At 39.5% G+C, this 13,707-nt stretch carries 12 protein-coding genes; 3 read left to right on the top strand and 9 right to left on the bottom strand.

The features are described 5' to 3' along the window. Nucleotides 1–335 precede the first annotated feature (335 nt). The 7 genes from ACTL4S_RS15820 to cadR all read right to left on the bottom strand — a co-directional run bounded on the left by ACTL4S_RS15820 (nucleotide 336) and on the right by cadR (nucleotide 8,471). Entirely contained in the window at nucleotides 336–536 is a 201-nt protein-coding gene (locus tag ACTL4S_RS15820; protein ID WP_004665980.1) for a hypothetical protein, read from the bottom strand. A gap of 203 nt (nucleotides 537–739) precedes the next feature. After that, entirely contained in the window at nucleotides 740–1,639 is a 900-nt protein-coding gene (locus ACTL4S_RS15815; RefSeq protein ID WP_004665978.1) for a cation diffusion facilitator family transporter, read from the bottom strand. Nucleotides 1,640–1,724: 85 nt separating this feature from the next. Beyond that, the gene (locus tag ACTL4S_RS15810; protein WP_004281852.1) at nucleotides 1,725–4,883 is read right to left on the bottom strand and encodes an efflux RND transporter permease subunit; all 3,159 of its coding nucleotides are present in this window, start codon (nucleotides 4,881–4,883) and stop codon (nucleotides 1,725–1,727) included. Continuing rightward, nucleotides 4,873–6,108 (bottom strand): efflux RND transporter periplasmic adaptor subunit, encoded by a 1,236-nt coding sequence (locus tag ACTL4S_RS15805; RefSeq protein WP_004281853.1) that lies wholly within the window; start codon nucleotides 6,106–6,108, stop codon nucleotides 4,873–4,875. Before ACTL4S_RS15805 ends, ACTL4S_RS15810 begins: the two co-directional genes overlap by 11 nt. 1 nt (nucleotide 6,109) lies before the next feature. After that, nucleotides 6,110–7,477 (bottom strand): TolC family protein, encoded by a 1,368-nt coding sequence (locus tag ACTL4S_RS15800; RefSeq protein WP_004281854.1) that lies wholly within the window; start codon nucleotides 7,475–7,477, stop codon nucleotides 6,110–6,112. Between the two features lie 49 nt (nucleotides 7,478–7,526). Continuing rightward, the gene (locus ACTL4S_RS15795; RefSeq protein ID WP_004733191.1) at nucleotides 7,527–7,937 is read right to left on the bottom strand and encodes a hypothetical protein; all 411 of its coding nucleotides are present in this window, start codon (nucleotides 7,935–7,937) and stop codon (nucleotides 7,527–7,529) included. A gap of 141 nt (nucleotides 7,938–8,078) precedes the next feature. Next, on the bottom strand, nucleotides 8,079–8,471 hold the full coding sequence (gene cadR / locus ACTL4S_RS15790) for a Cd(II)/Pb(II)-responsive transcriptional regulator (protein WP_004281856.1): 393 nt from the start codon (nucleotides 8,469–8,471) through the stop codon (nucleotides 8,079–8,081). A 90-nt stretch (nucleotides 8,472–8,561) separates the two neighbouring features. On the opposite strand from cadR, the gene ACTL4S_RS15785 reads away from it, so the two are divergent. From ACTL4S_RS15785 to feoB, 3 genes are read left to right on the top strand one after another with little or no spacing between them, the layout of a single operon-like run. Beyond that, entirely contained in the window at nucleotides 8,562–9,842 is a 1,281-nt protein-coding gene (locus ACTL4S_RS15785) for a cation efflux transmembrane domain-containing protein (RefSeq protein ID WP_005253114.1), read from the top strand. Between the two features lie 11 nt (nucleotides 9,843–9,853). Then, on the top strand, nucleotides 9,854–10,114 hold the full coding sequence (locus ACTL4S_RS15780; RefSeq protein ID WP_004665962.1) for a FeoA family protein: 261 nt from the start codon (nucleotides 9,854–9,856) through the stop codon (nucleotides 10,112–10,114). Then, on the top strand, nucleotides 10,104–11,933 hold the full coding sequence (gene feoB / locus ACTL4S_RS15775; protein ID WP_441299655.1) for a ferrous iron transporter B: 1,830 nt from the start codon (nucleotides 10,104–10,106) through the stop codon (nucleotides 11,931–11,933). The genes ACTL4S_RS15780 and feoB overlap by 11 nt, the downstream gene beginning before the upstream one ends. Before the next feature lie 120 nt (nucleotides 11,934–12,053). On the opposite strand, the gene ACTL4S_RS15770 is transcribed toward feoB, so the two are convergent. Both ACTL4S_RS15770 and ACTL4S_RS15765 read right to left on the bottom strand, forming a co-directional pair. Further along, nucleotides 12,054–13,010, bottom strand: a complete 957-nt coding sequence (locus ACTL4S_RS15770) for an arsenic resistance protein (RefSeq protein WP_004665958.1) — start codon at nucleotides 13,008–13,010, stop codon at nucleotides 12,054–12,056. 10 nt (nucleotides 13,011–13,020) lie between these two features. Continuing rightward, nucleotides 13,021–13,587, bottom strand: a complete 567-nt coding sequence (locus tag ACTL4S_RS15765; protein WP_004758168.1) for a recombinase family protein — start codon at nucleotides 13,585–13,587, stop codon at nucleotides 13,021–13,023. Nucleotides 13,588–13,707 lie beyond the last annotated feature (120 nt).

Raw genomic sequence — 13,707 nt, 5'->3', positions numbered from 1 at the left:
CCAAAGAATGATTTCGCCCTGAAAATGCCGACCATGGAAAGGATTCATATGCTGCACCTTTAGCTAAAACAGTCTTCAGCTTACCATTCGTGGTTATTTGCAACAGTGCCTTTTCAAAGTCAGGTCAATGAAGTTCATGCGCGTGTGGCAGTTCTGAATAGATTTACGGAATTAGGTAGACCTCACACCCAAGTTGTCACTTAAATTTGAATGGATTGGGGAAAACTCAGCTTTTGAATGTTTATGCAACAAAGCCGGTTTTAGTTATAAACTTATTCATTCAGGAATTATATTGCTGAATGAATAAGTCTAATTGATTTATTTATGCAACCCAACTATTCATTTGATTCATTTGATTCATTTGATTCATTTGATTCATTATTTTTAACTTGTTTTTGTTTAGAATTTTCAACTTTAGAAGCTTTTAAATTCTTTTCAAGAAATAACAAGCCGCCATCTGCATAACTAAAACTTGCGATACTAAAGAATGCACTAATTAACAGTAATTTAGTACAAAATTTATTTTTGAATAGCATGTTTATTTACTCTCATTTAATACTTGTTAGATATTCTAACTTTAAAGAATTAACACCCAGAGGACTCATAAATTACATTCTTGTAATTTTAAAATGTCTCAGGATGGTGTTTAAAGTGCGTGTGATAAATAGAAGTGTAATACAGGAAAATGGTAAGGTTTATCAGCCTAGTCATCTGTCCATTATGTAGAAAGAGCAGCACTTTAATGTTTATGCTGTTCCAATGTATTACATTCCTTACTTTCTATTTGTAACGTAATTTCAGTAATACTATGATTATGTTTTAGAACGTCTAAGGCCTTTTGATAGAGCTGATCTGGATCGCTATTAGGAGCAACCAAATGAGCAGTTAAATGAATGTTTTTTGAAGATATAGCCCAGACTTTCAACTGATGAATCCCTTCAACACCCTCTAGCATCAATAAATCATTTCTTAACGACTCAATATCAATCTCATCAGGAACCCCTTCAAGCAAAATATGGATACTTTGTTTTAATAAAACCCAAGTTCGAGGTAAAACCCAGAAGCCAATTAACACAGCGATTACGGTATCTACCCACATCCACTGGGTAAAATAAATGACCACTCCTCCGATAATCACGCCTATCGATCCCAGTGCATCACTAAGGACTTCTAAATATGCGCCTTTCACATTTAGACTTTCTTGAGCACTCGCAGAAAGGATTTTCATTGAAATCAAATTTATGACCAAACCAATGACTGCGACAATCATCATTCCAACACTTTGAATTTCAGCAGGATGCGTAAAGCGTTGGTAAGCTTCATAGACAATATATATCGCCACCACAAAAAGCATCACTGCATTAAACAGAGCCGCTAAAATTTCGAATCGCTGATAGCCAAAAGTTCTTTTATCATCTGCGGCTTTTTTACCAATTTTGATAGCAGCAAGAGCAATAGCTAATGCGGCTACATCAGTAAACATGTGAGCGGCATCAGACAGTAATGCTAAACTTTGGGTAATAAAAGCAGCGACAACTTCTACTATTAAAAAAGTAGTCGTTAAACCCAAAGCAAACATTAATTTCTTACTATTTCCTTCAGTAACAACCGCATGGCTATGATCATGATGTTCTGACATAAAATTTTCCTTATTCAATCCATGATTAGCAGAGATACTTGAGACAGGCTCAATATCTCTGCTAAAAATTGCTTAATCTAATGGATTAAGAAGCTTTCTTTTCATTCATCCAGCGGTACAGTACGGGCAATAAAACCAATGTAAGCAGGGTAGAGGAGATAATTCCTCCAATAACCACTGTTGCTAAAGGTCTCTGTACTTCTGCCCCAGTTCCGGTTGCCAAAGCCATCGGGACAAACCCAAGGGACGCCACACAAGCTGTCATCAGCACAGGTCTAAGACGCAAAATTGCACCCTGCCACGTTGCATAATAAAGGTCATATTGTTGTCGCAACTCTTTGATAAAGGTAAGCATGACTAAGCCATTCAGTACAGCCACCCCCGATAGTGCAATGAAGCCAACCCCTGCTGACATGGATAATGGAATGTCACGCAACCACAACGCGATTAAGCCTCCACATAAGGCAAACGGTACACCACTAAAGACCAGTAAGCTTTCTTTGATATTATGGAATACAGCCATCAATAAAATAAAGATCGTCAACAATGCGAGCGGAACCACCAATTGCATACGCGCTTTTGCAGACATCAGATTTTGAAATTGACCGCCATAATCTATCCAATAACCGCTTGGTAATTCCTGTTTGGATAACGTGCTCTGAAGCTCTGTTACGAATGAGCCTAAATCACGTCCTTCTACATTTGCAGTAATAACCACTCGACGTTTACCATTTTCACGGCTGACCTGATTAATACCCAGGATATTTTCAACGCGTGCCACATCTTGCAGTTGGACTAAACCACCATTCGGCAATTGAATAGGAAGTACCGCTAACTGTTCAGGACTACGCTGGGATTCATCTAGACGGATGACAAAATCAAAACGCTTGTCTCCCTGTAAAATTGTTCCAACATTCTGGCCACCGACACTTGTAGCTACCAGATCCTGAATTGCTCTTACCGACAAGCCATATTGTGCAGCTCTGGACTTATCCACCTCTACATTCAACAAGGGTAAGCCACTGGTCTGTTCTACATTAACGGCTGTCGCGCCTGAAATTGAGTTAATTTTTTGAGAAATTTTATTCGCTTCGCGATTTAGAATCTCCATGTCATCACCAAATAATTTGACACCCACATCACTTCGCACCCCTGAAATTAACTCGTTAAAGCGCAGTTCAATGGGTTGCGAGAACTCACTGTTATTTCCCGGCAATGTCGCTAAGAAAGTAATCATTCTTTGGCGAAGCTCATCAATCGTTTGTTTTGGATCAGGCCATTCATCATGAGGTTTTAACAGTACCACGCCATCTGAAATGTTGGGTGGCATAACATCTGTGGCCACTTCTGCTGTACCGGTACGAGCAAAGATCGCTTTAATTTCAGGAAATTCTTTCAACAGTAACTTTTCAGTATTTTCCTGCATTCTCAGTGACTGTTCTAACCCTGTACTTGGGGAACGCATTTGCTGAACAGCAAAATCACCTTCACCCAGTTGAGGTGCAAACTCGCTACCTGTTTGAGTGGCTAGCACGCCCGTAAGCACTAAAATACAGGCAGCCACAATAGTCACAAATAAACGAAGCTCATAGGCTTTATCTAAAAGCAGTTCATATTTGGTTTTAAGCCAATGCATCCAGCGACTTTCGGTTTCCTTGACTTCTCCAGTGACAAATAGGGCAACTGCGGCTGGCACAAAAGTGACAGATAAAATCATGGCCCCAATTAAAGCCAGTACAACAGTCATTGCCATAGGATGGAAAAGTTTGGCTTCTACACCCGTCAGGGTAAAGATAGGTAGATAAACCACCAAAATAATTAACTGTCCAAAAATCAGAGGACGACGCGCCTGTTTTGCAGCCAAGAAGACTTCTTTAAATCTTTCAGAACGGCTAAGTAAACCACCTTTCAGCTTCTGAGCTTCTGCTAGCCGACGGATACAGTTTTCTACAATAACCACTGCACCATCAATAATAATACCGAAGTCCAGTGCCCCTAAACTCATCAGATTTGCACTAATCTTCTGCTCTGCCATTCCCGTCAAGGTAAACAGCATTGACAGTGGAATAACGCAAGCCGTGATCAGCGCAGCACGGAAATTACCTAGAAAGAGAAATAAAATAACAATGACGAGGATTGCACCCTCAATCAAATTTTTCTGAACGGTTTTGATCGCCCGATCAACCAAATGCGTACGGTCATACACAGTCTCAATCACCACACCTTTAGGTAGCGATTGCTGGATCGATTGCACCTTTTCATCAATGGCTTGAGCAACGGTACGGCTATTTTCTCCCATCATCATCATGGCAATACCCAATACAGTTTCTTCACCATTATAGGTTGCAGCCCCTGTTCTCAAGTCATGACCAATTGAGACATTGGCGACATCTGCCACCCGAATCGGATAGCCGTTTTTATTGGCAATACTGATGTTCTGGATATCTTCAATCGTGTTTAAAGTGCCGGGAACACGAACCGTTAGCTGTTGTCCATTTTTCTCAATATAGCCAGCACCACGGTTTTCATTATTCTCTGTTAAGGCAGTTTGTAAATCAGACAAAGGAATTTGCAATTGTTGCAATCGGTTCAGATCCGGGGCAACCACATAGGTTTTATTAAAGCCACCAATGCTGTTGATCTCCGCAACGCCTTTTACGCGCTGTAATTGTGGCCTTACAATCCAATCCTGAATTTCACGTAAATCCATCGCAGAATAAGCGGTCCCATCCGGTTTTTTAGCATTTGGTTCGGCTTTAATCACCCATTGATAGATTTCACCTAAACCTGTCGAAATAGGTGACATGTTAGGTTGCACATCTTCAGGCATTTCTCCCATTGCTTCTTGCAAGCGCTGGTTGATAAGCTGTCTGGCCCAGTAAATATCCGTGCCATCTTCAAAAATGATGGTCACTTGCGATAAGCCGTAGCGTGAAATAGAACGGGTTTGTTCCATTTTCGGCATGCCTGACATGGCATTCTCGATTGGATATGTAATCCGCTGTTCCATTTCTAAAGCCGTAAAACCATTGGCTGAAGTGTTAATCTGCACCTGAGTATTGGTAATATCTGGTACAGCATCAATCGGTAACTTTTGATAACTATAAATACCAATAGCAATCCAAGCCGCAATAAACAGCATGACCCAGATTGCGTTATGGATAGAAAACTGGATCAGTCGATCAAACAGTCCTTCAGGTTTTACCGATTCGTGGTCTGGAATTTGAGGAGTTTCAGTGCTCATGTGAAGCCTCTCCTTTTTCCAGCTCGGATTTCAGTAAAAAACTGCCTTGAGCGGCATATTTTTGTCCCTGACTAAGCCCACTCACCACTTCAATCCATTGGCTCTCCCCAGATGATTGCCCTAATTTCACAGGTTGCGGACTGAATTCAACTTTTTGTCCATGCTGAGTGGCGACAAAAACCACATCTTTTCCATCGACATTCTGAACTGCGGACTTAAGTACCCGTAATGCGGTACTTTCACTCCGTTGTTGCAACTGTACGTTCACCATCAAGTTTGGACGTAATTCGGTTGCATTCGATTCAACTTTTGCTCGCACCTGAAGACGACCTGTTTGAATATCCGCTTCAGTATTTAAAGTCTGAATAACAGCTTGATAAACCTTTTCTGTTTGCAAGGATTTAAATTCGATCTTTTGATTCGGGGCTAAGCCCATAATTTCAGAATTTGGAACAATAAACTCAAGCCAGAGTTGATCTAACCGGTCTATCGTAAAGAGTTGATCGGCTAACTGAACATTTTCCCCGAGAACCAAATCCTTTTTACTGATCACGCCAGAAATGGGAGCTTTCAAAATATAGCGTCCGTTACTGGCATTCACTGCACCAAATGCACTTAAACGTGATTGGGCCGCTTGAACCTGAATTTGTGCCCGTTTATAGCTGTTATAAGCACGTTGATAGTCCTGTTTTGCTGAAATGCCCTGTGACCAAAGCTGACGCTCACGATCATAGTCTTGTTTCGCCAGTTCAAGGTTGGTTTGTTCAATTTTAAGATTGGCCTGCTGATCAACTAGATCAGGAACAAGCAACGCAGCCAAAGGCTGTCCTTTCTGAACTTTTTGACCGAGTTCTACATAGACATTTTCTACATGACCACTAAAACTCGGTGAGACGTGCGCTTGCTGGTCAGTATTCACATTCAGTTTGGCAGGATAAGAACTTAATTTAACCACCGGGCCTTGATCGACCGCTGATAATTGTATGCCCTGTTCCACCAGTTGCTTGGCAGTCAGGCTCACACCTTCTGCATGCTCTTCGGTTTCACCGCCATGTTCTTCTCCGCTTTCTTCCTCTGCATGTTCATCTGATGTTTCCGATTTATTCTTACCAGTTAAGATCAAAAAAATACTGAGGAGTACGGTAGCGCCGATAACCAAACTAATCAGTAGAGGTTGAGAGATTTTTCCGCTCTGTTTTTTTAAGCTGTTTTTAAGATCGAACATGTTAATTTCCCCCACCAATGACAGGCATGGCCTGTATGTCTTGCCATAAGTTTTGATTGATTTGTGCAATAGCATCTTTCGACATGACTTCACTTGGGCTAATGCCTAAGCTCAAACTTTCTGCTTCAATGGCCTTTTGCCAGCCATCCCGTAACAACTGGACTTTACGCAGACGGATGTCTTGTAATTGAAGCGTGGCTTGCTGAACATCGGTTAAAGCAAACTTGCCTGCCAAGAAACCTTGTAGCGTCTTACTTTGAACTTGAGTCGCCAAAGGAATTTGAGTCTCGTCAACGACTTTGAATTGCAGCTCTAAACCCTGCAACTCGGTTAAAATTGTGCCTATTTGCAGCGCATTTTGCTTCAGATAAAACTCTTTCTGACGCTCTAATAAGTTCATTTTTTCTTGCGCGATTTTTATGCCATTTTGCTGACGATCGAAAATATTAAGCGGTACACTGACTCCGACTACTAATTGATTTTGTGTGGAGTTTTCCAAGGATTGGGTGCGGTTGACACCTAGGTTTAAAGTGGGGTTAGGACGTGCCTTTGCCCTTAGTTGATCAACCGTTGCTTGAGACTCTAATACCAGTAAAGCTCGATATTTCTCAACGTAGTTTTCCGCTAAATATTCTTGAACCTGTTCATGAGTCGATTTTGGCCAGAGCTTTTGTGAAGAGAGGTTTACCTGCAATGACTTATCAGACGTACCCCATAAATTTGATAATTGTTGGGTGGCCACTTGTACCTGTAAGTCTGCCTGTCTAAAAAGACGGATATTTTCAGCATGGCTTAAACGTGCGCGATTTACATCTACTTGGGCAATACTGCCTGCATTAAAGCGCTTTTCGATTGCTTGAAGGTTTTCTTGGCTCACCCGAAGTTGTTCATTGACAATGTTTTTTTCAAGTTCAGCAATGGCCAGTTGTGACCATACATATTTCACTGCAAGCTCAATTTGTGCTTGATAAATCTTCTGTTTCAGCGCTGTTTTATCTGTAGAGAGACTGGCTAATTTTTGGTTTGCTCTTCGCTCACCAAAAATATCCAAGGGTTGTGATATGCCAATGGTAAGCTCTTTTTCATTATTTGAACCAAATCCCGTTTGTTCAACTGACAGTTCAGGATTTTTAAACAGCTTACTTTGCTGAAGATTCGTGGCATTAATGCTGTTTTGCGTTTCCCAGAAATTTTGGGACGCTTGATATTGGTTAACCTGCTCAATAGCTTGCTGCAGCGTTAAATCTTGAGTACTGGCGACTACGGAAGTACTGAAGCTGATCATTGCAGATAGCAAGATACCGCTACCTAAGGCTGACCAGGATAAATTCAGGATGGAGGTATCCTGATGTAATTTGTTTTTTGACATGAAAATGCCCCACGCATAATGAAATTAGGAGTGGTGGGCTTTTATAAGACTACCCCACCAATAGTAGGGGCAAATCGGGAGGCGGGGTTAATTGATCCAGATAAGGGGGTTTATAAAAAGTTATTCCCAAATAAGTTGGGGTAATGCCGGTCTCAAAATTAGCTTTAAGCTTCAGATCATCGGGTGGGTCAATCTGAATCACGATTGTATTTGAGAAATGACTGCACTTTTCGTTAAAACAAACCTTCTGACAATAGTCATAGATTTCTTTATAGTTTTCTAGGGAATAAAGTGCTTGACGAGGACTATCACTCTTTTCGTCTAAATCGATTGGATTAGAGAGTATTGAATTGGGTATGTTTGGCATTTCATGCAGACAAGCAGCCTCTGCCACACTCCAAATATTCTGGAATGTGAATAAGAGTACCAATATCTGGATTAGAAATGTTTTTCTCTTCATACACAAATCTGTATTTAAAACACCAATCGGAAGCTAACCAAAGCTATCTAAGATCTGATCACAAAATTTAAGTCACCTTAATCTTTTTGCAGCCTTAAGTAAAGATATACAGAGTTTTTGAAAAAGCATAGGTCTAGATAATCAAGCTAGATTTTTTAGAACTCCACATTGGTCAATTGTACATAAACCATCACAAGTACCTCTTAAATCAGATAATTGTTCAATAAGCTTTTGTTGCTTGATTATATTTTCTCTGATAGCACTGACATGTAAGTCAATTAATTCATTCACATCTGAACAATTTTTCTTGGGATTATCTTTATAGGTGAGTAATTGACGAATTTCATTCAAACTCATATTTAAAGTTCGGCAATTCAAAATAAACTTAATTCGCTCAACATAGCCTATATCGTAAAGGCGGTAATTTCCTTCCGTTCTTTCGGGTTCCGGAATTAAACCTTCCTTTTCATAAAACCTAATTGTTAATACTGAACATGAGGTTTTTTTAGAGAGTTCACCAATTTTTAAATGCATTGAGTTGGTATTTCCAAAAAATCTTGACTCTATAGTAACTATAGGGATTCTAATATTCAAAGTTTATAAATTTTTTTAATGGGTATAATTATGAGTGGTTGTGGATGTAGTAAAGAAACACCATGCGAAGATAAGAAATCTCAACAAGAAAATCATCCATCAATTGCAGAAGCAAACAATTCAAAGAATTGTGATAATACGCTTAGCTGTTGTGGTGAAGAGGAAGAAAAAAAATCTTCATCTCCTTGCTGTAACACTTCAAACAGTTGTGAAGATACCGCTCAATCCTGTTGTGGTTCTGATCCCAAAGAAAATTTAAGCACTGAAGACGTTTTAAAAGATTCGCACTACATGAGTGAATACTTAGTTCCCAAAATGGATTGTTCTGCGGAAGAACAGATGGTTCGTATGGCGCTATCTTCAATTGATGGTGTTCAAAAACTCATCTTTGATTTACCTAACCGGTCTTTAAAGGTTCTACATAATCAAAAAGATGAAAATATAACTACCAAACTTGAAGCTTTGGGTTTTGGTGCAAAGCTTGTGAAGACTGAAACTTATATAAGCAATCAACAAGCTAAGCAAACAAGTACCTATACCATTCCTAAAATGGATTGCTCTGCTGAAGAGCAAATGGTCCGTATGGCTCTTGCAGATATTGAAGCAGTTAAAGGTCTTACTTTTGATCTTCCCAATCGAAAACTGAAAGTCTTCCATAATGAAGGGAGTCAGCAAATTACGGCCAAACTTGAAGGACTGGGTTTTGGGGCGAAACTTGATGAAACACAGCTTTCTTCAGGCGATATACCTAATGAACCTGATCCTGTGAGACAAGCTAAAGTACTTAAACTGTTATTAGGCATTAATGCTCTACTTTTCTTTATAGAATTCATCAGCGGAATTATTGCTGCGTCTACAGGATTGATTGCTGATTCTCTAGATATGTTTGCCGATGCAGCCGTTTATGGTATTGCGCTATATGCCGTCGGAAAAGCTGCGAAATATCAAGTGAAAGCAGCCCATTTCGCAGGTTGGATTCAGTTATTACTTGCTGTCATCGTGATTATTGATGTCATTAGACGATTCATGTTTGGAAGCGAGCCAGAATCAACGCTCATGATTGTTATTGGCCTGCTCGCACTTATAGCTAACGTGACATGCTTATATCTTATTTCTGGTCATCGAGAAGATGGCGCACATATGAAAGCCAGTTGGATTTTCTCGGCGAATGACGTTGTCGTAAATATGGGCGTTATATTTGCCGGTGTACTCGTGGCGTGGACGGGATCAGCTTATCCAGACTTAATCATTGGCATCCTGGTTTCTTTATTCGTGCTTAATGGTGCTCGAAAGATTTTGGCTTTGAAGTAAGAGTATCGAAAATGAATCTATTTCAAGTTAAACAAAATCAGATCGTCAAAATTAGAGATCTCAAAAAAGGTAATCAATACAGTCATACCACTGATCCCGTATTGGAACGGCTCCAACTATTAGGTTTTAGAGAGGGTGAAACTCTACAAGTACTCGCTAAAGGTGTTTTTGGCGGAGATCCTGTTTTAGTTCAGATTGAAACTTCAAGATTCGCATTAAGAAAGAATGAAGCTGAAAGAATTTTTGTAGAGTTAGTATCCAATGAAGATTAAGAATATTGCATTAGTCGGTAATCCAAATTGCGGAAAAACCTCTTTATTTAATACACTTACTGGTACGCGACAAAAAGTTGCCAACTATGCTGGGGTTACCGTAGAAAGAAAAGAAGGTTCTTTTAACTTACCTTCTGGTGATGCAATACGAGTATTGGACTTACCCGGAACTTACAGTTTAAAACCTAGTAGTTTAGATGAAGAAGTCACCAGGGCAGTTTGTTTGGGCGAGCTAAAAGGTGAAATTCTACCCGACATTTTTATATGCGTCGTAGATGCCACAAATTTAAGCTTACATTTGAGCTTGGTTCTCGAAGTTCGTGCTTTAAATCGCCCTATGATTCTTGTATTAAATATGATGGATGAGGTCAAAAAGCGTGGTATTTCCATTGATAAGGATAAACTGTCTCAACTGTTAGGTATCCCTGTAGTTGAAGCTGTCGCAGTTAAAACAAAAGGAATTCAAGATTTAATTAATCAATTAGATCAAAAAAATCTTTTTATTACTCCTTATCATTCTGAATTAAGTCATTTTGAACAGGTCAAACAAATCACCAAACAAGTTATTTTAAATAATGACAATGGTGATAAAAGAACCGCATTTCTAGATAAAATTTTTCTACATCCTGTATTAGGTTTAGTAATCTTAACTTTAACCATGTTTGTGATGTTCCAAGCGGTATTTATATGGGCAACACCTTTTATAGAATTCATTGAAAATTTTATCGTATGGCTCAGTGATTTTATTGGACCACTAATCCAACATCCTCTATTAAAAAGCTTTGTAGTCGATGGGGTAATTGCTGGCACAGGTAGCGTGCTTGCATATATGCCTCAGATTTTGATTTTATTCTTCTTCATTTTAATGCTTGAAGAGTCAGGCTATTTACCCCGAGCAGCATTTCTTTTAGATAAATTAATGTCTAAAGCCGGGCTTAGCGGCCGTTCATTTATTCCTCTGCTATCCAGTTTTGCTTGTGCGATTCCCGGAATTATGGCAACCAGAAGTATCAGCTCTGAACGGGACCGATTAGCAACAATTATGATTGCACCATTGATGACCTGTTCAGCAAGATTGCCCGTATATGCTTTATTGATCGCGGCATTTATTCCGAACCAATTAATCTACGGCTGGTTAAGTCTGCAAGGATTAGTCCTTTTTGGTCTTTATATGTCGGGAATAGTCTCAGCGTTATTAGTTTCACTCTTTCTGAAGTTGGTTCGAAAAGATAAAACTGAAAGTATTTTTATTTTTGAGCTTCCCACATACCGAATTCCAGATATTAGAAATATTGCATTAGGCTTATATGATAGGGCAACTATTTTCTTAAAACGAGTTGGTGGCATTATCGTTGCACTGTCTATCTTGTTATGGGTGCTAGTCACGTTCCCTCAAGCACCAGATAATGCAACCATGCCAGCCATTAACTATAGTTTAGCTGGTCAGTTAGGACATTTAATTCACCCTATATTTGCGCCTATTGGTTTTACATGGGAAATATGTATTGCACTCATTCCTGCTATGGCAGCAAGGGAAGTTGTAATTGCAGCTCTTGGGGTGATTTATGCAATGTCAGGTGATGAAGATACTGTAACTCAAAGTCTGTTAAGTCAAATTTCAGGCCCGGATGGATGGGGGTTAGCCACAGGTTTATCATTATTGGTATGGTTTATTTTTGCTCCACATTGTCTTGCCACGTTAGCAACAATTAGACGAGAAACAGGTAGCTGGAAACAGCCTGTCGTTATGGCAACTTATTTGTTTGCATTAGCCTACATCTTTTCATTCATCACATATCAAGTTGCGAGTAAGTTTTAATTAGCAAATGAATAAAAGAGGGGGGGAGCTAGCTCCCCCCCTTTATTAAATTACTCGATGTAAGCGTGGGCTTCTGAATACTTTTATCTAACTATAACAACTACTTAAATGTTTAAATCTCTAGGTTTTGAATAGTCGAGGTATCAGACGAATATAGATTGGTAAAAAGCATAGTTCAACGATAGTCTGAGTCAAGATTACAGCAGGAATTATGGGCATACTTCCCGGAATTGCAAAAGCTAATGGAAGAATAACAAATGAATTTCTATATGATGCTGAAAAGGACACAGCACTAGCAGAGCCAGATTCTAATCGAAAAATACGAGCAATTATCCAACCCACGAATGGAGCAATAATGGCAAAAGAAATATAAATTGGTAAAGCTTGAAGAGCTGCACTTTTTGCAAGCCCAATTTGAGGCATAACTGATGCTAGGACGATAAACAAAACTAGGGCTGTGGCAGGTACAGGAAATAAGTTTAGGCTTTCAGCCACTTTTTCTGCTTGTTCATTTCTATTCCCAATGAACTGAACTATAGCTGCCATTGCTAAGGGTGCAACAATGAACCATACAAACGCATGGACAAAAGGACCAATTTCAACAAGCTGAGCTACCTCTTCTCCGAGGAGTACACCAAGATAAATTGGTAGTAAGATCATTTGGATAAGCAATAATACAGGTGTCATCGCAAGTAATAATCTTGCATTACCTTTCCCAACATGGGTGAAAGTAATCACATAATCAATACACGGTGCTAGTAGAACAAAAAGTACAGCTAAACGAATAAGTGGGTTTTCAGGTAAAAATTGTATTAGACCTGCCGTAATTAAAGGTAAGGCAATAAAGTTAGTAATAAGTAATGCAGAAATAAAACGTAAATTTTTTAATGCCTTGCCAATTTCTGCAATAGGTACTTGTAAAAAAGTAGCAAATAACATTAATGCCAGTGCAGGGTTAATCAAACTTTCTAAAATCGTCGCTCCACTGATGGTTAATCCAAAAATAACTCCGATAAAGATGGTACAGAAGTAGATTTTGACTTGATTATCTTCAAGAAAATTTCGAATATTTTCCATTTTAATTGAGTTACTCACTTGCTTTTAAATAGCGGTATACCGCCTGGCGACTAATTCCAAATGCCTGGCCTAATGCCATTTTTGAAGGGTACTTTCCTTCCTTCCATTCTTGTCTTAAAGCTTCAGCCTGTTCAGGTTTCAATTTATGTACACGCCCTTTGTACTTTCCTTGAGCAGAGGCCAGTTTTATTCCTTCTTTTTGACGCTCTAAAATGATCTCACGTTCGAACTGTGCAAAAGCGCCCATCAATTGCAGCATCAAATTATCCATCGGGGTAGATTGAGCAGTGAAAGTAATATTTTCTTTTACGAACTGGATGGCAATTCCTCGTTTGACCAGTTTATCTACTTCAGTGACTAAATCTTTTAAGCTTCGAGCAAAACGATCCATGGAATGTACAATCACCCTGTCCCCTTCCCGGACATAGTTCAACATTTCCTGAAATTTCGGTCGGTCGGTATTTTTACCCGAAGCTCGGTCAACAAAAATCCGGTCGATTTCAATTCCCTCAAGTTGACGTCCTGTATTTTGCTCGACTGAACTCACCCGGACATAACCTACTTTTTGACCTTTCACTCTTCCACTGGCACTGTTGCAAATAGGCTGACGTGATAAGCTAAATATCTTATTTATTTCGAGATACAGCAGATGAATCCCTTCCACGGTCGGCACTTTCAAGGTGAAATCATTCTTTGG

It is taken from the genome of Acinetobacter lwoffii, assembly GCF_052078135.1.
In the GTDB taxonomy this organism is placed as follows: domain Bacteria; phylum Pseudomonadota; class Gammaproteobacteria; order Pseudomonadales; family Moraxellaceae; genus Acinetobacter; species Acinetobacter lwoffii_Z.
This window is presented reverse-complemented; position numbering and strand designations above follow the sequence as displayed.